The following is a 23864-nucleotide window of genomic DNA, read 5'->3' on the forward strand; positions in this document are numbered from 1 at the left end:
AATGCCTCCTAGCGGGCAATGATCAGCGGATGCCCACGCTCCGGGTGCGCCTGCACCAGCACATCGAGACCGTAGACTGCTCTCAACGCCGTTGGCGTCAGCACTTCTTCAGGGGAGGCAAACGCATGGCAGCGCCCCTGCTCCAGCAACAGGATACGGTCACAGTAACGCGCCGCCAGGTTCAGGTCATGCAGGATCACCAGCACTGCGGCACCACTGTCGGCGAAGCGGCGCACGGCTTCCAGGGTTGTGTGCTGATGCAGCGGGTCGAGCATCGAGGTCGGCTCGTCGAGCAGCAATATGCTGCCCTCTTCCCCTGGCCACAGCTGCGCCAGTACGCGGGCCAGGTGCACCCGCTGCCGCTCGCCGCCAGACAACGCCAGGTAACTGCGCGCCACCAGGTGCCAGGCATCTGCCGCCTGCAAGGCTGCCTGGACAATTTCTGCATCACGCCGCTGCCCGGTGCCATGTGGCATACGCCCCATAGCCACCACTTCCTCGACCCGGAACGAGAAACCCAAGCTGGACACTTGCGGCAATACCGCCAGGCGCCTGGCTCGTTCCTGCCCAGCCCAATCGGCCAAAGGTCGCCCTTGCAGCGTCACCCGCCCATGGTCGGGCGCCAGCTCACCGCACAGCACACCCAGCAGGCTGCTCTTGCCGGCACCGTTGGGGCCAAGCACGCCCACTACTTGCCCTGGCTGCAGTTGCAGGTGAATGTCGTGCAGTACCTCATTGCTGCCCCTGCGCAGATACAGGCCCTCTACTTGCAACATCAGCTGCGCCCTCGTATCAGCAGGAACAGAAAGAAAGGCGCACCGATAAACGCCGTGACGATGCCAATCGGCAGCTCGGCAGGCGCCAGCAGCAGGCGCGCTGCCAGGTCGGCGAACAACATCAACACACCGCCGGCCAGCAGCGAGGCCGGCAACACCACGCGGTGATCGGGCCCGGCCAGCAGGCGTACCAGGTGTGGCACGACCAGGCCGATAAAACCGATCAGCCCCGCAGCAGCCACTGCCGCGCCCACGCCCAGCGCGGTGCAGAACACCAGCTCACGCTTGAGCCGCTCCACGTCAACGCCCAGGTGACGCGCCTCTGACTCACCCAACAGCAGGGCATTAAGCGCCTTGGCCCGCCGTGGCAACCACATCGCCACACCGGCCGCCACCAGCAACAATGGCCACAAGCGTTCGTAACTGGCGCCATTGAGGCTGCCCAGGTTCCAGAAGGTCAGTGTGCGCAGGGTGGCGTCGTCGGCCAGGTAAGAAAACAGCCCCACGGCCGCGCCCCCCAGCGCGGTCATGGCCACACCGGCCAATAACATCGTGGCGACGTTGGTCTGGCCATCGCGGCGGCCCAGACGGTAGACCAGCGCAGTTACTCCAAGCCCCCCGACAAAAGCGCAGAACGACAGCAGATAAGGCGCGAAAGCATCCGGCATGCCACCAAACCAGGCGCCGCCGACAATGGCGACCGCTGCCCCCATCGCTGCCCCGGCTGCAACCCCTACCAGCCCAGGGTCGGCCAACGGGTTGCGGAACAGCCCCTGCATGGCCACCCCGGACAGCGCCAGCACCGCACCCACCGCCAACCCCAGCAGGGTACGCGGCAGGCGGATCTGGCCAAGAATCATCTCGGCCTGCTGCAGGCCATCAGCAGCAATCGGCAGCCCCAACAGGCGCAGGCCGGCGCGCAGGGTGTCGAGCAGCGGCAGGCTGACAGGGCCCAGCGCAAGTGACAGCCAGACGGCCAACAGGCACAGCAGGCTCAGGCTAATGAACAATGTACGTGGCTGGACCCGCTGTTTCATTGCGCAAAGCTAGCCTGGGCTGCCGGGTAGAAAGTGGCTGCCAGCGACTGCAAGGTCGCTGGCAGGCGAGGCCCGAGCCCGCCGACCAGCAGCGTCGGGTCCAGTGACACCAGGCGTTTCTCCCGCACCGCCCGCGAAGCGGCCAGTGCGGGGTTTTCTTTCAACAGCGCCTGCAAGGCCTGCTCATCGGCCAGCGCCCGGTCGGAAAACACGATCACATCCGGGTCCAGCGCCGCCAGTGCTTCGTTGGAGAAGTTCTTGTAGCCCTGGTGCTCTGCAAGGTTGCGCCCGCCAGCCTGGCCCAACAGCCAGTCACCCGCCGTGCCCTGCCCGGCAATCAGCGGCTTGGCGCCGGCATGGCCGACCAGCAACACCACCCCAGGCGCCTGTTGCCCGGCCTGGGCCTGCTTGACCTTGGCGTGCAACGCATCAAGCTGCTGGCGGTAGTCCGTCGCCAGCGTCGCAGCCTGCTGCTCTGCGCCGAGCAACTGCCCCAGATGCTTGAGGTTTTCGTCCACCGCCGCCAGCTCGGCCTTGCTGGAGAACAACTCGACCCGCACGCCCGCCTTGCGGATTTGCGCCAGTACCGGTGGCGGCCCCATTTCCTCGGTGCCCACCAGCACATCCGGGCGCAGGCTGAGAATGCCTTCGGCCGACAACTGACGCTGGTAACCCACGCTAGGCAGCGATTTCAACGAAGCCGGGTGCTGGCTGGTCGTGTCCACTCCGACCAGGCGGGCTTCACCGCCCAGCGCGGCTATCCACTCGCTCAGGGCGCCACCCGCGCTGACCCAGCGTTGCGGCAGTTCGGCCGCCAAGGCCTGGGTAGAAAGCACAAGGCTTGCGCATAAGGCGAGCAAAGCGGCGGGACGGCGCATCATCGGGTTCCTTCTGAAGGCGGGCCGCGCGCCTTGTGGCGAGCGACGGAACTGCGCACCATAGACAGTCGGGCGCAGCGAATGCGGGCAATTTGATAATTATTCGCATTGAAGCGTCAAGCCATCACGTGTTTCACGAGTCATCCTTGCCATGCATTTCCTTTGTAACTCCCACGGCCTGGCCGAAGGCCAAAGCCGCGCCTTCAGCGTAGACGGGCTCGAACTGTTCGGCGTGCGCCGCCAGGGCCAGGTTTACCTGTACCGCAACCGCTGTCCACACCGGGGCATCCCGCTGAACTGGGCAGAAGACGCGTTTCTGGACGACGGCGCCAGCCTCATCCACTGCGCCCATCATGGCGCGCTGTTCCTGATAGAAAGCGGAGAATGCGTGGCCGGCCCCTGTGAGGGTGATCAACTGCAGGCCCTGGGCTGCCTCGAAGACAGCCAGGGCATCTGGTTCAAGGGTTAAGCAGCACTGGCAAGCGGCGGTCGATGACGATGCCTTCGGCATCCAACCGGGTGCCGTAGGCCAGCACCTCCACCCCATCCGCCACTGCGGCACGCAGCGCCTGGGCATACGCCGCATCGATTTCCTCGGCCGGGCGCACCGCTTCTACATCGGTCAGGTTCACACAATACAGCTGCACCGCCCGCACCCCCTGCCGCGCCAACTTCGCCAGCTCGCGCAAATGCTTGGCACCGCGCTGCGTCACCGCATCGGGAAAGGCTGCGACTGCGGTGTCGGGGTAGCCCAGGGTCACGCTCTTGACCTCGACATAAACCGGGGCCCCGTCGAACTCCAAACGAAAGTCGATGCGGCTGCCTTCCTCGCCATAGGCCACTTCACGCTTGAGCGCGGTAAAGCCGGCCAACTCGGCGATGGTGCCGGCCCGCAGCGCCTCTTCGACCAGCGCATTGGCCCGCCCAGTATTCACACAAGCCAGCCGCCCTTGTGGGGTTTCGCTGATCTCCCAGGTGCCCGGAAGCTTGCGCTTGGGGTCGTTGGAGCGGCTGAACCACACCAGCCCGCCTTCACGCATGCAGTTGAGCATGGAACCGGTGTTCGGGCAGTGGATGGTCATCTGCTCGCCGCTGGTCAGTTCGATATCGGCCAGAAAGCGCTTGTAGCGGCGCAGCAGGCGGCCCTGTTCAAGAGGGGGAAAGAAACGCATCAGCCTTGCCAGCTCCGCAGGCCACGGGCAATACGCTGCACCGCCTCTTCCAGGCGCGGCAGGCTCTGGGTGTAGGCAAAGCGCACATGGTGCCCGGCCAGGTGGCGGCCGAAGTCCAGGCCCGGCGTGAAGGCCAGGTGCTCGGTCTCCAGGAAGTGTCGGCAAAAGGCGAACGCGTCACCGCCAAATGCGCTGATGTCGGCATACAGGTAGAACGCGCCCTGCGGCTCGACGGCAATGCGGAAGCCCAGTTCGCGCAGGGCGGGCAGCAAATAGTCGCGACGGCGGGCGAACTCGGCGCGGCGCTCTTCGAAAATGGCCAGGGTTTCGGGCTGGAAGCACGCCAACGCGGCATGCTGGGCCATGCTCGGTGCACTGATGTACAGGTTTTGTGCCAGCTTCTCCAGGTCAGCCACCGCGCCGGGTGGGGCCACCAGCCAGCCAAGGCGCCAACCGGTCATGCCGAAATACTTGGAAAAACTATTCAGGACGAACGCCGAGTCGTCCACTTCCAACACGCTAGGTGCGTCCATGCCATAGGTGAGGCCATGGTAGATCTCGTCCACCACCAGGTGACCATGCCGCTCGTGGGTGGCTTTGGCAAGGCTGGCCAGCGCCTCGCGCCCCAGCACCGTACCGGTCGGGTTAGCCGGTGAAGCGACCAGCGCACCGACCGAGTCCTTGTCCCAGTAACGCTCGACCAGGTCAGCGGTCAGCTGGTAATTCACCTCCGGGCCCACCGGCACCAGCTGCGCCCCACCCTCTACCAGGCGCAGGAAGTGGCGATTGCACGGGTAACCCGGGTCGGCCAGCAGCCAGTGCTTGCCCGGGTCGACCAACAGGCTGCTGGCCAGAAGCAGCGCGCCAGAGCCACCTGGGGTAATGAGAATGCGCTCCGGATCGATACTCAGGCCATAGCGCTGGCCATAAAAGCCGGCAATCGCTTCGCGCAGTGCCGGCAGGCCGCGTGCGGCGGTGTAACGGGTGTGCCCGGCGGCCAGTGCGGCCTGGCCGGCGGCGACGATGGGCGCGGCGGTGGTGAAGTCCGGCTCGCCAATTTCCAGGTGGATCACGTCGTGCCCGGCCGCCTGCAGCTCGTTGGCCCGGGCCAGCAGCGCCATGACGTGGAAGGGTTCGATGGCGCGGCTGCGCGCACTGTAGGGGTGGGCCATGACCTTCTCTCAATTGGGTCTAAACTGGAGATTCTACCTCTGCACACCACCGAACGTGTGGCTTGCGCCGCTGTCAATTGCCAGTAACAGGCGGGGTAGCGCACCCCCGATCTATCTGGTAAGTTCGGCGGCTCGCAGTCGCAGGGCCGGCGGGTGCCGGAGATGGAGCAGCCTGCGCATTGGATCAGATGAGTGAGAGGCGGTCTATTCATGTCCACCGTAGAAAAGCAAAAAGCCCAGACCATGTACGGTGTCGAGCCCTACGTAGAAACCAAGGGTGAAGAGTACATGGGCGAGCCCATGAAAAAGCACTTCACCAAGCTTCTTGGCGCGTGGAAGCAAGAGCTGATGACCAGTGTGGACCGCACTGTGGACCACATGAAGGACGAAGCAGCCAACTTCCCCGACCCGGCCGACCGCGCCAGCCAGGAAGAAGAATTCGCCCTGGAGCTGCGTAATCGCGATCGCGAACGCAAGCTGATCAAGAAAATCGACAAGACCCTCGACAAGATCAAGGCCGATGAATACGGCTGGTGCGAATCGTGCGGTATCGAAATCGGCCTGCGCCGTCTGGAAGCCCGTCCTACCGCAGACCTGTGCTTCGACTGCAAGGAAATCGCCGAGAAAAAGGAAAAAACGGTCGGCAAAGGCTGATCTTTCTTCCACCTGAACGGGGCGCTTGATGCGCCCCGTTTCATTTATGTGCCCAGCCTGACCATGACCAACTCCAGCTACATCGGGCGCTTCGCCCCCACCCCCAGCGGCTTCCTGCATTTTGGCTCGCTGGTCGCCGCCCTCGCCTCCTGGCTCGATGCCCGCGCCGTCAATGGCCGCTGGCTGCTGCGCATGGAAGACACCGACCCACCCCGGGAAATGCCTGGCGCCCGTGATGCCATCCTGCAGACCCTGGAGCGTTATGGCCTGGAGTGGGATGGCGAAGTGGTGTTCCAGAGCCAGCGACACGATGCCTATGCCGCCGTGGTAGACCGCCTGTTCAACATGGGCCTGGCCTATGCCTGCACCTGCTCGCGCAAGCAGCTTGAAGGCTACAACGGCATCTACCCCGGCTTGTGCCGCAATGCCGGGCATGCCCGTGAAGGCGCGGCAATCCGCTTACGGGTGCCAGAACTGATCTACCGCTTCACCGATCGGGTGCAGGGTGAGTACCAGCAGCACCTGGGCCGTGAGGTGGGCGATTTCGTCATCCAGCGCCGTGACGGGCTGTATGCGTACCAACTGGCGGTGGTGCTGGACGATGCCTGGCAGGGTGTTACCGACATCGTGCGCGGCGCCGACCTGCTCGACAACACCCCGCGCCAGCTGTACCTGCAAGAGCTGCTGGGCTTCTCGCAGCCGCGTTACCTGCACATTCCGCTGATCGTGCAGCCTGACGGGCACAAGCTGGGCAAGTCCTACCGTTCGCCTCCGCTGCAGGTGGAGCATGCAACGCCGTTGTTGCTGCGAGCCTTGCGGGCGCTGGGGCAGGACACCGACCCGGAGCTGCTGGTGGCAACGCCGGCTGAGGTACTGGCGGTAGCCCGTAAACAGTGGCGGCCAGAGGCGATTGCGCAGAAAACTACAGTGCCAGAGGCTGATTTGCGCTGAGGTTCTACCAGCCCCTTCGCGGGCACGGGCAAACCATCTCTCGAAAACAAAAGCCCAATGAATTCAAAATCTTGGCGAACACTGTGGATTCCCGCTAGCATCCCCCCCGCCATTTGCGCCAATAATAAGTCCAAGCCCGCAGCGCCCAACCATCGAGGCCAGCATGTACATCTATCGTTTGGTCCTGCTTCTGGTCGTGGGGATCTACCTGTTCTCCCCGGCCATCATGGACTGGTGGATCGAGCCGACCGGAGCCTGGTACCGCCCCTACCTGCTCTGGCTGATCCTGATCGTCGTCACCTTCATCCTGCAGAGCCAACGAGATGCCGATGAGCTTTAGCCTGACCCAGATGATCCTGATCAGCGCCGGGTACCTCATGGTGCTGTTCGGCGTGGCCTGGATCAGCGAGCGCGGGTTGATCCCGCGTTCGATCATTCGCCACCCGCTTACCTACACCCTGTCGCTGGGCGTGTACGCCAGTGCCTGGGCCTTTTATGGCTCGGTGGGCCTGGCCTACCAGTATGGCTACGGCTTCCTCGCCTGTTACCTGGGGGTGTCCGGCGCCTTCCTGCTGGCACCGGTGCTGCTCTACCCGATCCTCAAGATCACCCGCACCTACCAGCTGTCATCGCTGGCCGACCTGCTGGCGTTCCGCTTCCGCAGCACCTGGGCCGGGGCATTGACCACCATCATCATGCTCATCGGTGTGCTGCCGTTGCTGGCTCTGCAGATCCAGGCGGTGGCCGATTCGATCAGCATCCTTACCGGTGAGCCGGTCAAGGCCCGGGTAGCGTTTGCCTTCTGTACGCTGATCATCCTGTTCACCATTTTCTTCGGCTCGCGGCACATTGCCACGCGTGAGAAACATGAAGGGCTGGTTTTCGCCATCGCCTTCGAGTCGGTGATCAAGCTGCTGGCCCTGGGCGGTATCGGCCTGTACGCCTTGTATGGCGTATTCGGCGGCCCGCATGAGCTGGAAGTCTGGCTGCTACAGAACCAGACCGCCCTTGCCGCCCTGCACACCCCGCTGCAGGAAGGCCCATGGCGCACCCTGCTGCTGGTGTTCTTCGCCTCGGCCATCGTCATGCCGCACATGTACCACATGGCCTTCACCGAAAACCTCAACCCGCGCTCGCTGGTCAGCGCCAGCTGGGGACTGCCGCTGTTCCTGCTGCTGATGAGCCTGGCCGTACCGCTGGTGCTGTGGGCCGGCCTGCGCCTGGGCGCAAGCACCAACCCCGAGTACTTCACCCTGGGCCTGGGGATTGCCGCCAACAACCAGGCATTGGCACTGCTGGCCTACATTGGCGGCCTGTCGGCGGCCAGCGGCCTGATCATCGTCACCACCCTGGCGCTGTCGGGCATGGCCCTGAACCACCTGGTGCTGCCGCTGTACCAACCCCCGGCCGAGGGCAACATCTACCGCTGGCTGAAGTGGACCCGACGGGCACTGATCGTCGCCATCATCACCGCCGGCTTCATGTTCTACCTGACCCAGAACAACCACCAGAGCCTGGCCAACCTGGGCATCGTCGCCTTCGTCGCCACCTTGCAGTTTTTGCCTGGCGTGCTGTCGGTACTGTACTGGCCGACCGCCAACCGCCGCGGCTTCATCGCCGGGCTGCTGGCCGGCACCTTGGTGTGGATGGTGACCATGCTGCTGCCGCTGCTGGGCAACCTGCAGGGTTTCTACATTCCGTTGCTGGACATGATCTATGTGCTGGACGACACCAGCTGGCACATGGCGGCAATCGCCTCGCTGGCGGCAAACGTGCTGTTGTTCACCCTGATCTCGCTATTCACCAACGCCAGCAACGAAGAGGTCAGTGCGGCCGAAGCCTGCGCGGTGGACAACGTGCGCCGCCCGCAACGCCGCGAGCTGCACGCCGCCTCGCCCCAGGAGTTCGCCACTCAGCTGGCCAAACCGCTGGGGGCCAAGGCCGCACAAAAGGAAGTGGAGCAAGCCCTGCGCGACCTCTACCTGCCGTTCGACGAGCGCCGCCCCTATGCCCTGCGCCGCCTGCGCGACCGCATCGAGGCCAACCTGTCCGGCCTGATGGGGCCGAGCGTGGCCCAGGACATGGTCGAGACGTTCCTGCCGTACAAGTCCGGTAACGAAAACTACGTGACCGAAGACATCCACTTCATCGAAAGCCGCCTGGAAGACTACCACTCGCGTCTGACCGGCCTGGCCGCCGAGCTCGATGCCCTGCGCCGCTACCACCGCCAAACCCTGCAGGAGCTGCCCATGGGCGTCTGCTCGCTGGCCAAGGACCAGGAAATCCTGATGTGGAACAAGGCCATGGAAGAGCTTACCGGCATTGCCGCCAAGCATGTGGTCGGTTCGCGCCTGCTCACCATAGACGAGCCTTGGCGCGGCCTGCTGCAAGGGTTCATCGACGTGCCCGACGAGCACCTGCACAAGCAGCGCCTGGCGCTGGACGGCCAGCCGCGCTGGCTGAACCTGCACAAGGCGGCCATCGACGAGCCGTTGGCCCCCGGTAACAGTGGCCTGGTGCTGCTGGTGGAAGACCTGACCGAGACCCAGGCACTGGAGGACAAGCTGGTGCACTCCGAGCGCCTGGCCAGTATCGGCCGCCTGGCCGCCGGCGTGGCCCACGAAATCGGCAACCCGATCACTGGCATCGCTTGCCTGGCGCAGAACCTGCGTGAAGAACGCGAAGGCGATGGCGAAATCATCGAGCTGTCCAGCCAGATCCTCGACCAGACCAAGCGCGTGTCGCGCATCGTCCAGTCGTTGATGAGCTTCGCCCATGCCGGTGGCAGCCACCAGAACAGCGAGGAACCCGTGTGCCTGGCCGAAGTGGCACAGGATGCCATCGGTCTGCTGGCGTTGAACCGGCGCAATTTCGAAGTACAGTTCTTCAACCTCTGCGACCCAGACCACTGGGCCGAAGGGGACCCGCAGCGCCTGGCCCAGGTGCTGATCAACCTGCTCTCCAACGCCCGCGACGCCTCGCCCGCCGGCAGTGCCGTGCGCGTGCGTAGCGAGACCAGTGAGCACACCGTCGACCTGATCGTCGAAGACGAGGGCAGCGGGATTCCGAAGAACATCCAGGACCGCCTGTTCGAACCCTTCTTCACCACCAAGGACCCGGGCGAAGGAACCGGACTGGGGCTCGCTCTGGTCTATTCCATCGTGGAAGAGCATTATGGGCAAATCACCATCGACAGCCCGGCCGATATCGAACGGCAACGTGGCACCCGGATCCGCGTGACCCTGCCCCGGCATGTCGTAGCGACGTCCCCTGAAATTCGAGACCGTCGAGAGAATTGAATCAATGCCGCACATTCTGATCGTCGAAGACGAAACCATCATCCGCTCGGCCCTGCGTCGCCTGCTTGAGCGGAACCAGTACCAGGTCAGCGAAGCCGGCTCGGTGCAGGAAGCCCAGGAACGCTTCAGCATTGCCACCTTCGACCTCATCGTCAGTGACCTGCGCTTGCCAGGCGCTCCCGGCACCGAGCTGATCAAGCTCGGCCAGGGCACCCCGGTGCTGATCATGACCAGTTACGCCAGCCTGCGCTCGGCGGTGGACTCGATGAAAATGGGCGCGGTGGACTACATCGCCAAGCCCTTCGACCATGACGAGATGCTGCAAGCGGTGGCGCGCATCCTGCGTGACCGGCAAAACGCCCCGGCCGCCGCACCCGCTGCCGAGCCACGCGCCAGCAATGGCAAGGCTGCCTCAGCCGATAAAAGCAGCGCGGCAGCGGCCAATGGCGAAATCGGCATCATCGGCTCGTGCCCGCCCATGCAGGACATGTACAGCAAGATCCGCAAGGTCGCACCCACCGACTCCAATGTGCTTATCCAGGGTGAGTCGGGCACGGGTAAAGAGCTGGTGGCCCGCGCCCTGCACAACCTGTCGCGCCGGGCCAAGGCGCCGATGATTTCAGTGAACTGCGCGGCCATCCCCGAGACACTGATCGAGTCCGAACTGTTCGGCCACGAAAAAGGCGCGTTCACCGGTGCCAGCGCCGGGCGCGCCGGCCTGGTGGAAGCCGCCGATGGCGGTACGCTGTTCCTCGATGAAATCGGCGAGCTGCCGCTGGAAGCCCAGGCTCGCCTGTTGCGCGTGCTGCAGGAAGGAGAGATTCGCCGGGTGGGTTCGGTACAGTCGCAAAAGGTGGATGTGCGCCTGATCGCCGCGACCCACCGCGACCTGAAGAACCTGGCCAAGGCCGGCCAGTTCCGTGAAGACCTCTATTACCGCCTGCACGTGATCGCCCTGAAGCTGCCGGCCCTGCGCGAGCGCGGCAGCGACGTCAACGAGATCGCCAGCGCCTTCCTCGCTCGCCAGAGTGCGCGCATCGGCCGCGACGACCTGCACTTCTCGGCCGAAGCCGAGCAGGCCATTCGACACTACAGCTGGCCGGGTAACGTGCGCGAGCTGGAAAACGCCGTGGAGCGCGCGGTGATTCTCAGCGAGAGCGCAGAGATTTCCGCCGACCTGCTGGGTATCGACATCGAGCTGAGCGACCTGGAAGAAGACGACATCCTCGACAACGCCCTGGTGGTGGCCAGTGCGGCCAGTGCCAGCCACGAGCCGACCGAGGACCTGTCGCTGGAAGACTACTTCCAGCACTTCGTGCTCGAACACCAGGACCACATGACCGAGACCGAACTGGCACGCAAGCTGGGCGTCAGCCGCAAGTGCCTGTGGGAACGCCGTCAGCGCCTGGGCATCCCGCGGCGCAAAAGCAACGCTACCAGCGAATAACCAGCCTGCGCACGGTACGCCGCAGCAATTGCGGCGCCTATGCGATCGAGCGCCGCGCGGGCGGCGCTCGATCGCATAGGCCCTGAACGGGCCATGGCGAGCACACCTGGCTTCAAAGCCCCCCGGTAACACATCAGTTCCCGCAAAAATCTGTTACCCAACCTTTCCGCCGTAACAGTTCCCGAGGCGTACGGTAACGAAATTTCGACATTTTCGGCGTCACAAAAATCACCAGAACACCTCAACCCCTTGATTTTGCTAGGTTTCAAAAAGTTGGCACGGCACCTGCTATATGCTTAGTACAAAAACAATAACAAGCACTGCAACCTACAATAAGAACAAGACGAAACGGCTCACGCACAATAAAAACAAGACGGCGGAGGCGCAGCTAACTGATTCTTTTGGAGAGGATGCGTGTTTGGGGCTTGCCCCACGACCAGGCAGAGAACAACAAAAACTGCACTAAAAAGCAGCGCCTGAACTGGTTGGATCGACAGATCAACGTGACATCAGCGGCCAAAGCAATCCGTTTGCTCTTAACCCCTGGTTTAGGGGTCGTCCACAAGCTTCGAGATTTGTGGACAGGGCGCTCAACAAAAACAAGAAGCCCAGCAAAAAAAACAATAAGAGCACGCAACGACTTCTTGGGGAGCTTAGGCTCCCCTTGTCGTTTCTACCCTTCTGGCAGGCATCCTGCCACCCGCCTACACCATTCCTCGAGTAAATGCTAGAATCCCCGCCCATCATGCGGCCATTCTCCTATTCTTGGCCGAACATTCCTTCACACAGTGCATCCCATGCTGAAGAAGCTGTTCCAGTCTTTCCGCCCGCCCGTACCGGGCCCGCACCACAGGCGCACCACGCCTGAGGTGATCAACAAGAGCCAGCACTCGCTGCAGCGCCACCAGTTCAGCCGCCATGCGGTGAACATCGTGGAGCGCCTGCAAAGCGCCGGCTACCAGGCTTACCTGGTCGGTGGCTGTGTCCGCGACCTGATGCTGGGCATCACGCCGAAGGACTTCGACGTCGCCACCAGCGCCACCCCCGAACAGGTTCGTGCCGAGTTCCGCAACGCGCGCATCATTGGTCGCCGCTTCAAGCTGGTCCACGTGCATTTTGGCCGTGAGATCATTGAAGTCGCCACCTTCCGCGCCCACCACTCGGAAGACGACCAGGGCGACGCCCACCGTTCGTCGCATAACGCCAGTGGTCGCATCTTGCGAGACAACGTGTACGGCACCCTGGAAGAGGACGCGCAACGCCGCGACTTCACCATCAACGCCCTGTACTACGACCCGGTCAGCGAGCGCATTCTCGATTACGCCAACGGTGTGCACGATGTGCGCAATCGCCTGCTGCGGCTGATTGGCGACCCGACCCACCGTTACCAGGAAGACCCGGTGCGCATGCTGCGTGCGGTGCGCTTTGCCGCCAAGCTCGACTTTGGCATCGAAAAGCACACCTTCCAGCCGATCCGCGGCCTGGCCCCGATGCTGCGCGAGATTCCGCCCGCGCGCCTGTTCGAAGAGTGCCTCAAGCTGTTCCTCAGCGGCCAAGGTGCTATCGCCTTCGAAATGCTGGTCGACCTGGAGTTGTTCGAGCCGCTGTTCCCTGCCAGCGCCCATGCCCTGGACGAGCGCCCAACCTACACCCACACGCTGATCAGCCAGGCGCTGAACAACACCGACCTGCGCGTGAAGCAGGGCAAACCGGTGACGCCGGCCTTCCTGTTCGCTGCACTGCTGTGGCCAGCCCTGCCAGCCCGCGTGCTGCACCTGCAGAACCAGGGTGTGCCGCCGATCCCGGCCATGAACGGTGCGGCTCACGACCTGATCGCCGAGCAATGCGCGCGCATCGCCATTCCCAAGCGTTTTACCCTGCCGATCCGCGAGATCTGGGACATGCAGGAGCGCCTGCCACGCCGCAGCGGCAAGCGCGCCGACATGCTGCTGGACAACCCGCGCTTCCGCGCCGGTTACGACTTCCTGCTGTTGCGCGAAAGCGCTGGGGAAGAAACCGACGACCTCGGCCAGTGGTGGACCGATTACCAGGATGCCAACGACAGCGAGCGCCGCGAGATGATCCGCGAGCTGGGCAACCGTGACGAAGGCACCGGCGCCGGCCCACGCAAACGCAAGCGCAGCGGCAGCAAACGCAAACGCGGTGGCGACGAGGCGTTCGAGTGACCATTCGCGCCTATGTAGGCCTGGGCAGCAACCTGGACGCACCTGCCGAGCAGTTGCGTAGCGCCTTGCAGGCGCTCGACCAGGTCGAGGCCACACGCCTGGTAGCGGCCTCGGCACTCTACACCAGCGACTCGCTGCTGCCTGGCCAGCCGCGCTATACCAACGCCGTGGCCGCGCTGGACACAACCTTGGCGCCATTGGCCCTGCTCGATGCCCTGCAGGCCATCGAGAACGACCAGGGTCGCGTGCGCAAGGAACGCTGGGGCCCGCGCACGCTGGACCTGGACATTCTGCTGTTCGGCGACCAGGTACTCGACGAGCCACGCCTGAAAGTGCCGCATTACCACATGCATGCCCGCCCCTTCGTGCTGTACCCGCTGGCCGAACTGGTACCGGGCGACTTCCGCCTGGCCGATGGCCGCGCGCTCGCACAACTGCTCGACGGCTGCCCGTTCGTCGGCCTGGAACGCCTGTAAACCGGGCGTTCCAGCCTGCCGCCCAGCAGCGGTAACGCCAGTAACACCCTGATCGTAACAATGCGGTAACAGGGTGATTGACTTCCCTTACCTCGCTCACGACTATAGGCGTCCCGTGTGGCACCAAAGTGCCGCATACCCGTATTTAGGCCCGGACGGACCTGTACCCGAACATCACACGCGATGATGTGCCGCTCCGGAAGATGACTACACGCGTTGAATGCAGTCGTTTTTTACAGCGCCTGAACGAGGAATTTCCTACATGCCTGAAGTAACCCTTACCACCCTCAATGGCCTCAAGGCCAAGGGTGAAAAAATCACCATGCTGACTTGCTACGACGCGACCTTCGCCAAGGCCGCCAGCCAGGCCGGCGTTGAAGTGTTGCTGGTGGGCGACTCACTGGGGATGGTCCTGCAGGGCCACGACAGCACCTTGCCGGTAACCACGGCAGACATGGCCTACCACACCGCCTGCGTCAAACGCGGCAACGACGGTGCGCTGATCCTCGCCGACCTGCCTTTCATGGCGCACGCTACCCCGGAGCAGGCTTTTGCCAACAGCGCCACGCTGATGCAAGCCGGCGCCCACATGATCAAGATCGAAGGCGCAGCCTGGCTTGCCGAAACCATCCGCCTGCTGGCCGAGCGTGGCGTGCCGGTGTGCGCACACATGGGCCTGACCCCGCAAACCGTCAATGTGCTGGGCGGCTACAAAGTGCAAGGCCGCCAGGAAGCCCAGGCCCGGCAGATGCGCGCCGACGCGATTGCCCTGGAGCAGGCCGGTGCGGCCATGCTGCTGCTCGAATGCGTACCCAGCGAACTGGCGGCGGAAATCACCAACGCCGTGGGTATTCCCGTAATCGGTATTGGCGCGGGCAGCGCCACCGATGGCCAGGTACTGGTGCTGCACGACATGCTCGGCTTGTCGCTGAGTGGCCGGGTACCGAAGTTCGTGAAAAACTTCATGCAAGGCCAGCCAGATATCCACAGCGCCCTCGTCGCTTATGTCGAGGCCGTCAAGCAAGTCAGCTTCCCAGGCAGCGAACACGGGTTCAGTGCATGAATACAGTCAAGACCGTCCGCGAACTGCGCGCGGCAGTAGCCCGCGCCCGCGGTGAAGGCAAACGTATCGGCTTCGTGCCGACCATGGGCAACCTGCACAGCGGCCACGCGGCGCTGGTGACCAAGGCCGCGCAGCGCGCCGATTTTGTGGTCGCCAGCATCTTCGTCAACCCGCTGCAGTTCGGCGCCAACGAAGACCTCGACAAGTACCCGCGCACTTTGGCCGCCGACCAGGAGCGCCTGCTGCAGGCCGGCTGCAACCTGCTGTTCGCGCCCGCCGTGGAAGAGATGTACCCCGACGGCATGAGCGTGCAAACCCGCGTCAGCGTGCCCCAACTTTCCGAAGGCCTGTGCGGCGCCAGCCGACCAGGGCATTTCGAAGGCGTGGCCACGGTAGTCAGCAAACTGTTCAACATGGTTCAGCCAGACCTTGCCGTGTTCGGCGAGAAGGACTTCCAGCAGCTGGCGGTGATCCGCGCCATGGTGCGCGACCTGAACATGCCGATCCAGATCATCGGCGAACCCACCGTGCGTGCCGACGATGGCCTGGCGCTGTCGTCGCGCAATGGCTACCTCACGCCTGAGCAGCGTACTGCCGCGCCAGCGCTTTACCGCACGTTGCAGCACATTGCAGCGGGCATCGGCCGTGGCCAGCGCGACTTTGCCGCGCTGGTCGCAGAAGGCCAGGCGCAACTGAGCGCTGCGGGTTTCCGGCCGGATTACCTGGAAGTGCGCCATGCCGTGAGCCTGCGCCCGGCACTGATCGACGATCGAGACCTGGTGGTGATCGCGGCGGCGTACCTGGGTAACACGCGGTTGATCGACAACCTGTACCTGCATCTGGAAGAAAAGACTGCGTAACGGCATTGGGCTGCTTTGCAGCCCATTCGCGGGCAAGCCCGCTCCCACGGGCGCCCGCCAAATTCCCCCGCCATACCCATTCCCTGCAAGTGGCCTTTGCCTATAATGATGCCAGCCTGAACCCGGCAATAACTGCCGTGTCCAAGGCCTCACCACGCACCAAGGGAACCCCGCGCAATGGCGTATTACCGTACACCCCACGATGTGACGGCCCTGCCCGCCTGGCAGGCGCTTCAGCAACACCGCGACGCCATGCAAGGCTTCAGCATGCGCGAAGCCTTCGCCGCCGATGCCCAACGCTTCGACCAGTTCTCCCTGAGCTGCTGCGGCCTGTTCCTCGACTACTCGAAAAACCTGATCACCGAACAAAGCCGCGACCTGCTGGTGAACCTGGCCAACGAAGTGGGCCTGCAGGACGCCATCAAATCGATGTTCGCCGGCGAAATCATCAATGCCTCCGAAGGCCGTCCGGTGCTGCACACCGCCCTGCGACGGCCCGTAGGCGACAAGCTCAGCGTCAACGGCGTGAATGTCATGCCGGAAGTGCACAAGGTACTCAACCAGATCACCGAACTGGTCGGGCGCATCCACGACGGCCTGTGGCGCGGCTACAGCGAAAAACCGATTACCGACGTGGTCAATATCGGTATCGGCGGCTCGTTCCTCGGCCCCGAGCTGGTCTCCGAAGCGCTGCTGCCCTACGCCCAGCGCGGCGTGCGCTGCCATTACCTGGCCAATATCGACGGCAGTGAATTCCACGAGCTCTCGGCCAACCTGCGCGCCGAAACCACCCTGTTCATCGTCTCGTCAAAGTCGTTCAATACCCTCGAGACCCTGAAAAACGCCATGGCCGCGCGTACCTGGTACCTGGCCCAGGGCGGCTCGGAAGCCGAGCTGTACCGCCACTTCATCGCGGTTTCCAGCAACAAGGCCGCTGCGGTGGCGTTCGGTATCCGCGAAGAGAACATCTTCCCGATGTGGGACTGGGTAGGCGGGCGCTACTCGCTGTGGTCGGCCATCGGCCTGCCGATCGCCCTGGCCATCGGCACGGCCAACTTCAAGGAACTGCTGTCCGGTGCCTACACCATGGACCAGCACTTCCAGACCGCCCCCTTCGACAAGAACATGCCGGTGCTACTGGCCTTGCTAGGTGTGTGGTACGGCAACTTCTGGGGCGCGAACAGCCACGCGATCCTGCCGTACGACCACTACCTGCGCAACATCACCAAGCACTTGCAGCAGTTGGACATGGAGTCCAACGGCAAGAGCGTGCTGCAGGACGGCACCCCGGTGAAGACCGACACCGGCCCGGTTATCTGGGGTGGCGTGGGCTGTAACGGCCAGCACGCCTACCACCAGTTGCTGCACCAGGGCACCCAGCTGATTCCGGCCGACTTCATCGTGCCGGTCGTGAGCTTCAACCCGGTGGCCGACCATCACCAGTGGCTGTATGCCAACTGCCTGTCGCAAAGCCAGGCGCTGATGCTGGGTAAAACCCGTGAGGAGGCTGAAGCCGAGCTGCGCGGCAAAGGCCTGAACGAAGCGGATATCGAGAAGCTCGCACCGCACAAGGTGATCCCGGGTAATCGCCCGAGCAACACCCTGGTGGTCGAACGTATCAGCCCTCGCCGCCTGGGCGCTCTGGTGGCGATGTACGAGCACAAGGTGTTCGTGCAGAGCGTGATCTGGGGTATCAATGCCTTCGACCAGTGGGGCGTTGAGCTGGGCAAGGAGCTGGGCAAGGGCGTTTACCAGCGCTTGGTCGGCAGCCTGGAAGAAAGCGCCGAAGATGGCTCCACCCAAGGGCTGATCAACTACTTCCGCGGCCGCCACCGCGGGTGATCTAAAGCCTGTACGCACCTCTTCGCGGGCAATCCCGCGAAGAGGCCTGCAAGGTTGAACACCTCTCCCAGCTACACTGTCCTATCGAATAGCCGTTGCAGTCCATCGCCCCTTACAAGAGCAGGACCACCCGCCATGTTCGATATCCGCAACTATCCCCAGGCCCTGGCCGTCAGCCAGTCCGCCACCCTCACCCCCGACGAATACCATCGCCTGTACCGCCAGTCGGTCGACGATCCTGACACCTTCTGGGCCGAGCAGGCCAAACGCCTGGACTGGATCAAGCCCTGGTCGAGCGTGCAGCAATGCGACCTGAATACCGGCAAGGCCCGCTGGTTCGACGGTGCACAGCTCAACGTCAGCTATAACTGCATCGACCGCCATCTAGCCCAGCGCGGCGAGCAGACGGCCCTGCTGTGGGAAGGTGACGACCCAAAAGACTCCAAGGCCATCACTTACCGCGAGCTGCACCGCCAGGTCTGCCGCCTGGCCAATGCAATGAAGGCGCGCGGGGTCAAGAAAGGCGACCGAGTGTGCATCTACATGCCGATGATCCCCGAAGCCGCCTTCGCCATGCTCGCCTGCACCCGCATCGGGGCCATACATTCGGTAGTGTTCGGCGGTTTTTCCCCCGACGCCCTGCGCGACCGCATTCTCGACGCCGACTGCCGCACCGTGATCACCGCCGATGAGGGCGTGCGTGGCGGCAAGCGTGTCCCGCTGAAACAGAACGTCGACAAGGCCCTGGCCAGCTGCCCAGCGGTCAGCAGCGTGTTGGTGGTGCGCCGCACCGGCGGCGATGTCGCCTGGGCCGAAGGCCGCGACCTCTGGTACCACGAAGTAACGGAAAAGGCCGGCGACGACTGCCCCCCCGAGCCGATGGCGGCCGAAGACCCGCTGTTCATCCTCTATACCTCCGGCAGCACCGGCAAACCAAAAGGCGTGCTGCACACCACCGGCGGCTACCTGCTGCAAGCGACAATGACCTTCAAGGTAGTGTTCGACTACCGTGACGGCGAGGTTTTCTGGTGCACCGCCGATGTCGGCTGGGTTACCGGCCACAGCTACATCGTCTATGGCCCGCTGGCCAATGGCGCCATCTCGCTGATGTTCGAAGGCGTACCCAACTACCCGGACACTTCACGCTTCTGGCAGGTGGTGGACAAGCACCAGGTAAACATTTTCTACACCGCCCCGACCGCCCTGCGCGCATTGATGCGCGAGGGCTCCGCGCCGCTGCAGGGCACCTCGCGCAAGAGCCTGCGCTTGTTGGGCAGCGTCGGCGAGCCAATCAACCCTGAAGCCTGGGAGTGGTATTTCGAGGCGGTCGGGCAGAAGCGCTGCCCCATTGTCGATACCTGGTGGCAGACCGAAACCGGCGGCATCATGCTCACCCCGCTGCCCGGCTCGCAGGCACTCAAACCCGGTTGCGCCACACAGCCCATGTTTGGCGTGCAACCGGCGCTACTGGACGAAAAAGGCAAACTGATCGAAGGCCCCGGCGCTGGCCTTCTGGTCATCAAGGCCAGCTGGCCCGGGCAGATCCGTAGCGTCTATGGCGACCATCAGCGCATGGTCGACACCTACTTCAAACCCATGCCCGGCTACTACTTCACCGGCGACGGTGCCCGCCGCGACGCCGATGGCGACTACTGGATCACCGGGCGCATCGACGATGTGATCAACGTGTCCGGGCACCGCATAGGCACCGCCGAAGTAGAAAGCGCACTGGTGCTGCATGACAGCGTCGCCGAGGCAGCCGTGGTCGGTTACCCCCACGACCTCAAGGGCCAGGGCGTCTACGCCTTCGTCACGACCATGAATGGCGTGACGCCAGACGACACGCTAAAGGCCGAGCTGCTGGCACTGGTCAGCAAGGAAATCGGCAGTTTCGCCAAACCCGAGCTGATTCAGTGGGCGCCGGCGCTACCCAAGACGCGCTCAGGCAAGATCATGCGGCGTATACTGCGCAAAATCGCCTGCAACGAGCTGGACAACCTGGGCGATACCTCGACCCTTGCCGACCCCAGCGTGGTACAGGGCCTGATCGACAAACGCCTTAACCCGTAACCGGCGGCCGCTGTTCATGGCCGCCCCGCACCGCAGGTCCCCATGGAAGCCCTTCGTCGCCGTATCGAAACCCAGGTCATGAGCCTCACCGGGCTGGCCCTCGGCCAGCTCGACCTGGAATCGCCCAAGGGCGACCCTGGCCTGTTCGGCCCGCACAGCATCAGCTGGCGGGTGCATGGCGACTTCCCGAGCATGCTGGTCGGCGGCATCAGCGCCCTGATGCTGCAGCTGTTGCATCCGTTGGCCCTGGCCGGCGTGTGGGACCACTCCAATTTCCGCGAAGACCTGCTCGGCCGCCTGCGCCGCACCAGCCAGTTCATTTCCGGCACCACGTTCGGCGCCACGGGCGACGCCGAATGGCTGATCGACAAAGTGCGCACCATTCACCTGCGAGTTACCGGCACCGCGCCGGACGGCCGCCCCTATGCGGCCAGCGACCCGGACCTGCTGACCTGGGTGCATGTGGCGGAGGTCAGCAGTTTCCTCGCCGCTCATCTGCGTTACCGCAACCCGCAGCTGCCGCGCACCGAGCAGGATGCCTATTACAACGAAATCGCCCTGATCGCCGAGCGCCTTGGCGCCCGTGACGTGCCGCGTTCGTGCCAACAGGTGGAAGACTATCTGCAACGCATGCACCCCCAGCTGCACTGCGATGCGCGCAGCCATGAAGTGATACGAATCCTGCTCGATGCCCCTGCCCCCAGCCGCCTGGCACAGCCGGTGGGCAAGCTGATGCTGCACGCCGGTATCGACCTGCTACCGGGCTGGGCACAGGCCATGCTCGGCCTGCAACATGGGCCTTTGCAGCAGCGCCTGATTCGCCTGGGCCTCAGGCGCACAGCGCCAGTACTGCGCTGGGCAATGCGCGACGGCTCGGCGCACCGGGCCAAACGGCGCATGGGCATTGAGTGAGGTCAAATGGTCGCCCCTGCGGAACTGATTTAACGTGCCATACTCCAAGCACTCCTGCTTAGACAGACGAAGCGACACATGTACAAAGGATTGACTCGCGCCGCTGGCGCAATCGTGGCCCTGGTAGCCCTCTATAGCCTGCTCGGCTTCCTTATTCTTCCCGGTGTCGCGCTGCGCATCGCCAACCAGCAGTTGGCCCAGTACGCGACCGTGCCGGCCCACCTCGAGCGGATCGAACTCAACCCCTTCAGCCTCGAGCTGACGCTGTGGGGCCTGCAGATCGGCGAGCCGGGCAAAGAGCAAGTCGCGTTCGAGCGGTTGTACGCCAACCTCTCGCTCGACAGCCTGTGGACCAAAGCCCTGCACCTGGAAGCGATCGAACTCGACAAACCACGCAACGAAGTCCTGTTCGCCAAGGACGGGGCCCTCAACCTGACCGGGTTGTTCAAGCTGCCCGCCAGTGAGGCCAAACCTGACGAGCCGCCCAGCGACCCGTTCCCGTTGCGTATTGGCAGCATCAAGCTGGTCGACGGCTACCTGCACTTCGAGGACCAGCGCCCTAGCGAGCCGATCGAATTCCTCTACGACAACATGAACCTGGAGCTGAAAAACCTCAGCACCCTGCCCAACGACAATGCCGACATGTCCCTGGTGGCCCTCGGCCCCAACGGCGGGCGTATCGACTGGAAAGGCACCCTCAGCCTGGCGCCGATCGCCTCCGAAGGCACGCTGAAGGTCACCGAAGGCAAGATGAAGGCGTTCTGGCCCTATGTCCGTGACGCCGTGCCGCTGGTGCTGGAAGACGGCGTGATCAGCCTCGACACCCACTACAAGCTCAACCTCGCCCAGCAGACCGAGTTGCAACTGGACAACGCCTCCGTGCGCATCGCGCCGTTCGCCATCAAGGCGCCGGATGGCCGCCCGTTGGCACGCCTGGCCAGCCTGGAGGTGAGCGAAACCTCTGTCGATCTGGTCAAGCAACTGGTCACCGTGGGCAAGATCCGCAGCGAAAAACTGGAAACCTGGGCCGCACTGGAAAAGGACGGCCAACTCGACTGGCAGAAGCTGTTCGCCAGCCAACCGGCCAAGGCCACGCCAAAGGAAAAGGCCGAACCTGCCGCCGCCGAGCCTACGCCTGAAGAGAAAGCCGCCAAGGCGCCCAGCAAACCCTGGCAAGTGCTGCTCAAGGATGTGCAACTGCGCAACTACCTGGTGCACCTGGCGGACCGCAGCCAGAAAGAACCGGTAGCCTTGGACATTGGCCCTCTCAACGCCGACCTGCAAGGTTTCGACAGCCTCAACCAGTCGCCCTTCACCCTCAAGCTCGACACCGGCGTGGGCAAGCAAGGCAAGCTGCAAGCGGCTGGCCAGGTCAACCTGGCGCCAATTTGGGCCAAGCTGGATGTGAGCACCCGTGACATCGACCTGCGCGTGGCCCAAGCCTACATCAGCCCGTTCATCCTGCTGGAGCTGCGCAGCGGCATGCTTTCCAGCGACCTCAAGGTAGACCTGAAGAACACCGCGCCGCTGGCGTTCAATGTCACCGGCAAGGCGCAAGTCAGCCAGTTGCACACCCTCGACACCATCAAAAGCCGCGACTTCGTCAAATGGCAGCAAGTGAACGTCGACGGCTTGTCCTACGTGCACGGCGATGCACTGTCGATCGACAAGGTAACCCTGCTGCAGCCCTATGCGCGTTTCATCATCAACGAAGACCGCACCACCAACGTCAATGACCTGCTGATCCCACAACCGGCCGGCGCCCCGGCGAGCAACACGTCAAAGCCGGCCTCGGCCAGCAGCGGCAAGCCACTGGGCATTCACATCGGCCAGATCGACATCAACGACGGCTCGGCCAACTTCGCCGACCTGTCGCTCACCCCCAACTTCGCCACGGCCATCCAGCAGCTCAATGGCCAAATCGGCACCATCGACAACCGCAAGCCGCTGCCGGCCAAGGTGGACGTCAAGGGCAAGGTCGACCGCTACGCACCGGTTACCATCAAGGGCGCTCTCAACCCGTTCAACCCGTTGGCCAGCCTGGACATCGCCACCAGCTTCAAGCGCGTCGAGCTGACCACGTTGACGCCCTACTCCGGTAAATTTGCCGGCTTCCGCATCCGCAAAGGCCGGCTCAGCCTCGACCTGCACTACCTGATCACCAACGGCCAGCTCAAGGCCGAGAACAAGGTCGTGGTGGAGCAGCTGCAACTGGGTGAAAAAGTCGACAGCCCGGACGCGGTCGACCTGCCGATCCGCCTGGCAGTGGCACTGCTTAAGGATACCGAGGGCAAGATCTCGATCGAACTGCCGGTCACCGGCGACCTCAACAACCCGCAGTTCAGCGTGATGCCGATTGTTTGGCAAACCCTGCGTAACCTGGTGCTGCGTGCGGCACAGGCACCGTTCAAGTTCATTGGTGGGCTGATTAGCGGCGGGGGCGCGGAAGACCTCGGCAACGTAGCGTTCGCCCCGGGTTCCAGCGAACTCAGCGGCGATGCCCAGTCGTCCCTGGACAAACTGGCATCAGCACTTAAGGAGCGCCCGGAACTGCGTCTGGAAATCGAAGGCACCAGCGCCCAGGCCAGCGATGGCCCGCTGATCGCCCAGCAACGCCTGGAGCGTGAGTACCAGGCTACCTGGTACAAGATCCTGCAGCGCCGTGGCGACAAAGTACCGGCCAATGCCTCGATGCTGGTAGTCGACGACAGCGACAAGCCGGCAATGCTTGAGGGCATCTATCGCACTCGCCTTAAACAGCAGCCGCCTGCCGAATGGGAGCAACTGGGCCGCGACGAGCGCACCGCCAAGCTGCGCGAGGCTGTGATCAAGTCCTGGGCAGAGAGCACCGCACTGCTGCGTACCTTGGGCCAGGAGCGGGCCAGCAGTATCAAGGATTACCTAGTGGACAAGGGCAAGCTGGAAGATGACCGGGTGTATTTCATCGATACCAGCCTGGGGCAGCCTGAAAGCGATGGCCGGGTGGTGACGCCGATGCATCTGGATGCCGAATAATCGCTTAAGGCAGGCCCGGCCTCTTCGCGGGTAAACCCGCTCCCACAGGTACTG

At 63.6% G+C, this 23864-nt stretch carries 19 protein-coding genes; 14 read left to right on the forward strand and 5 right to left on the reverse strand.

The window, feature by feature from the left end; translation table 11 throughout:
• Positions 1–8: 8 nt before the first annotated feature.
• From ACNQP3_RS25230 to ACNQP3_RS25240, 3 genes are read right to left on the reverse strand one after another with little or no spacing between them, the layout of a single operon-like run.
• Positions 9–776, reverse strand: a complete 768-nt coding sequence (locus ACNQP3_RS25230) for a heme ABC transporter ATP-binding protein (RefSeq protein ID WP_012274218.1) — start codon at positions 774–776, stop codon at positions 9–11.
• Positions 776–1759 (reverse strand): FecCD family ABC transporter permease, encoded by a 984-nt coding sequence (locus ACNQP3_RS25235; RefSeq protein WP_171577278.1) that lies wholly within the window; start codon positions 1757–1759, stop codon positions 776–778. Before ACNQP3_RS25235 ends, ACNQP3_RS25230 begins: the two co-directional genes overlap by 1 nt.
• Before the next feature lie 50 nt (positions 1760–1809).
• A complete protein-coding gene (locus ACNQP3_RS25240) occupies positions 1810–2694 on the reverse strand; it encodes a heme/hemin ABC transporter substrate-binding protein (RefSeq protein WP_060493843.1) in 885 nt (294 codons plus the stop codon).
• A gap of 148 nt (positions 2695–2842) precedes the next feature.
• Here ACNQP3_RS25240 and ACNQP3_RS25245 point away from each other — a divergent pair, with 148 nt between their 5' ends.
• The gene (locus ACNQP3_RS25245; RefSeq protein WP_012274221.1) at positions 2843–3160 is read left to right on the forward strand and encodes a Rieske (2Fe-2S) protein; all 318 of its coding nucleotides are present in this window, start codon (positions 2843–2845) and stop codon (positions 3158–3160) included.
• Here ACNQP3_RS25245 and sfsA read toward each other — a convergent pair.
• Both sfsA and ACNQP3_RS25255 read right to left on the reverse strand, forming a co-directional pair.
• Positions 3150–3863 (reverse strand): DNA/RNA nuclease SfsA, encoded by a 714-nt coding sequence (gene sfsA, locus ACNQP3_RS25250; protein WP_012274222.1) that lies wholly within the window; start codon positions 3861–3863, stop codon positions 3150–3152. The two genes, ACNQP3_RS25245 and sfsA, sit on opposite strands and share 11 nt — an antisense overlap.
• Positions 3863–5035 carry a pyridoxal phosphate-dependent aminotransferase gene (locus ACNQP3_RS25255; protein WP_012274223.1) on the reverse strand — a complete coding sequence of 391 codons (1173 nt, stop codon included), beginning with the start codon at positions 5033–5035 and terminating at the stop codon, positions 3863–3865. Before ACNQP3_RS25255 ends, sfsA begins: the two co-directional genes overlap by 1 nt.
• 210 nt (positions 5036–5245) lie before the next feature.
• Here ACNQP3_RS25255 and dksA point away from each other — a divergent pair, with 210 nt between their 5' ends.
• From dksA to ACNQP3_RS25320, 13 genes are all read left to right on the forward strand, one after another.
• Positions 5246–5689, forward strand: a complete 444-nt coding sequence (gene dksA / locus ACNQP3_RS25260; RefSeq protein ID WP_012274224.1) for an RNA polymerase-binding protein DksA — start codon at positions 5246–5248, stop codon at positions 5687–5689.
• Positions 5690–5752: 63 nt separating this feature from the next.
• Positions 5753–6640, forward strand: coding sequence for a tRNA glutamyl-Q(34) synthetase GluQRS (gene gluQRS / locus ACNQP3_RS25265; RefSeq protein WP_060493845.1), 888 nt, complete (start codon positions 5753–5755; stop codon positions 6638–6640).
• 163 nt (positions 6641–6803) lie between these two features.
• The gene (locus ACNQP3_RS25270; protein WP_003250005.1) at positions 6804–6980 is read left to right on the forward strand and encodes a hypothetical protein; all 177 of its coding nucleotides are present in this window, start codon (positions 6804–6806) and stop codon (positions 6978–6980) included.
• Positions 6964–9939: a sensor histidine kinase gene (locus ACNQP3_RS25275; protein WP_012274226.1), complete on the forward strand. Its 2976-nt coding sequence runs from the start codon at positions 6964–6966 to the stop codon at positions 9937–9939. The genes ACNQP3_RS25270 and ACNQP3_RS25275 overlap by 17 nt, the downstream gene beginning before the upstream one ends.
• Before the next feature lie 4 nt (positions 9940–9943).
• The gene (locus ACNQP3_RS25280) at positions 9944–11386 is read left to right on the forward strand and encodes a sigma-54-dependent transcriptional regulator (RefSeq protein ID WP_264316557.1); all 1443 of its coding nucleotides are present in this window, start codon (positions 9944–9946) and stop codon (positions 11384–11386) included.
• A 797-nt stretch (positions 11387–12183) separates the two neighbouring features.
• Positions 12184–13572, forward strand: coding sequence for a polynucleotide adenylyltransferase PcnB (locus tag ACNQP3_RS25285; protein ID WP_012274228.1), 1389 nt, complete (start codon positions 12184–12186; stop codon positions 13570–13572).
• Positions 13569–14048 (forward strand): 2-amino-4-hydroxy-6-hydroxymethyldihydropteridine diphosphokinase, encoded by a 480-nt coding sequence (gene folK, locus ACNQP3_RS25290; RefSeq protein WP_012274229.1) that lies wholly within the window; start codon positions 13569–13571, stop codon positions 14046–14048. The genes ACNQP3_RS25285 and folK overlap by 4 nt, the downstream gene beginning before the upstream one ends.
• 262 nt (positions 14049–14310) lie before the next feature.
• Positions 14311–15111 carry a 3-methyl-2-oxobutanoate hydroxymethyltransferase gene (gene panB, locus ACNQP3_RS25295; protein WP_012274230.1) on the forward strand — a complete coding sequence of 267 codons (801 nt, stop codon included), beginning with the start codon at positions 14311–14313 and terminating at the stop codon, positions 15109–15111.
• Entirely contained in the window at positions 15108–15971 is an 864-nt protein-coding gene (gene panC / locus ACNQP3_RS25300) for a pantoate--beta-alanine ligase (protein WP_012274231.1), read from the forward strand. Before panB ends, panC begins: the two co-directional genes overlap by 4 nt.
• Before the next feature lie 177 nt (positions 15972–16148).
• Positions 16149–17813: a glucose-6-phosphate isomerase gene (gene pgi / locus ACNQP3_RS25305; protein ID WP_012274232.1), complete on the forward strand. Its 1665-nt coding sequence runs from the start codon at positions 16149–16151 to the stop codon at positions 17811–17813.
• Positions 17814–17948: 135 nt separating this feature from the next.
• Entirely contained in the window at positions 17949–19883 is a 1935-nt protein-coding gene (gene acs, locus ACNQP3_RS25310) for an acetate--CoA ligase (protein ID WP_264316558.1), read from the forward strand.
• 42 nt (positions 19884–19925) lie between these two features.
• Positions 19926–20795 (forward strand): oxygenase MpaB family protein, encoded by an 870-nt coding sequence (locus tag ACNQP3_RS25315; protein WP_264316559.1) that lies wholly within the window; start codon positions 19926–19928, stop codon positions 20793–20795.
• Positions 20796–20873: 78 nt separating this feature from the next.
• A complete protein-coding gene (locus ACNQP3_RS25320) occupies positions 20874–23810 on the forward strand; it encodes a DUF748 domain-containing protein (protein WP_264316560.1) in 2937 nt (978 codons plus the stop codon).
• The last annotated feature ends 54 nt before the right edge of the window (positions 23811–23864 follow it).

This window comes from Pseudomonas sp. LFS074 (assembly GCF_047978165.1).
GTDB lineage: Bacteria > Pseudomonadota > Gammaproteobacteria > Pseudomonadales > Pseudomonadaceae > Aquipseudomonas > Aquipseudomonas putida_P.

Excerpts from the sequence above, each read along its gene's own strand:
- ACNQP3_RS25230 (WP_012274218.1), bottom strand. The coding sequence starts at position 776 with ATGTTGCAAGTAGAGGGCCTGTATCTGCGCAGGGGCAGCAATGAGGTA.
- ACNQP3_RS25240 (WP_060493843.1), bottom strand. The coding sequence starts at position 2,694 with ATGATGCGCCGTCCCGCCGCTTTGCTCGCCTTATGCGCAAGCCTTGTG.
- ACNQP3_RS25245 (WP_012274221.1), top strand. The coding sequence starts at position 2,843 with ATGCATTTCCTTTGTAACTCCCACGGCCTGGCCGAAGGCCAAAGCCGC.
- sfsA (WP_012274222.1), bottom strand. The coding sequence starts at position 3,863 with ATGCGTTTCTTTCCCCCTCTTGAACAGGGCCGCCTGCTGCGCCGCTAC.
- ACNQP3_RS25255 (WP_012274223.1), bottom strand. The coding sequence starts at position 5,035 with ATGGCCCACCCCTACAGTGCGCGCAGCCGCGCCATCGAACCCTTCCAC.
- dksA (WP_012274224.1), top strand. The coding sequence starts at position 5,246 with ATGTCCACCGTAGAAAAGCAAAAAGCCCAGACCATGTACGGTGTCGAG.
- gluQRS (WP_060493845.1), top strand. The coding sequence starts at position 5,753 with ATGACCAACTCCAGCTACATCGGGCGCTTCGCCCCCACCCCCAGCGGC.
- ACNQP3_RS25270 (WP_003250005.1), top strand. The coding sequence starts at position 6,804 with ATGTACATCTATCGTTTGGTCCTGCTTCTGGTCGTGGGGATCTACCTG.
- ACNQP3_RS25275 (WP_012274226.1), top strand. The coding sequence starts at position 6,964 with ATGCCGATGAGCTTTAGCCTGACCCAGATGATCCTGATCAGCGCCGGG.
- ACNQP3_RS25280 (WP_264316557.1), top strand. The coding sequence starts at position 9,944 with ATGCCGCACATTCTGATCGTCGAAGACGAAACCATCATCCGCTCGGCC.
- ACNQP3_RS25285 (WP_012274228.1), top strand. The coding sequence starts at position 12,184 with ATGCTGAAGAAGCTGTTCCAGTCTTTCCGCCCGCCCGTACCGGGCCCG.
- panB (WP_012274230.1), top strand. The coding sequence starts at position 14,311 with ATGCCTGAAGTAACCCTTACCACCCTCAATGGCCTCAAGGCCAAGGGT.
- panC (WP_012274231.1), top strand. The coding sequence starts at position 15,108 with ATGAATACAGTCAAGACCGTCCGCGAACTGCGCGCGGCAGTAGCCCGC.
- pgi (WP_012274232.1), top strand. The coding sequence starts at position 16,149 with ATGGCGTATTACCGTACACCCCACGATGTGACGGCCCTGCCCGCCTGG.
- acs (WP_264316558.1), top strand. The coding sequence starts at position 17,949 with ATGTTCGATATCCGCAACTATCCCCAGGCCCTGGCCGTCAGCCAGTCC.
- ACNQP3_RS25315 (WP_264316559.1), top strand. The coding sequence starts at position 19,926 with ATGGAAGCCCTTCGTCGCCGTATCGAAACCCAGGTCATGAGCCTCACC.
- ACNQP3_RS25320 (WP_264316560.1), top strand. The coding sequence starts at position 20,874 with ATGTACAAAGGATTGACTCGCGCCGCTGGCGCAATCGTGGCCCTGGTA.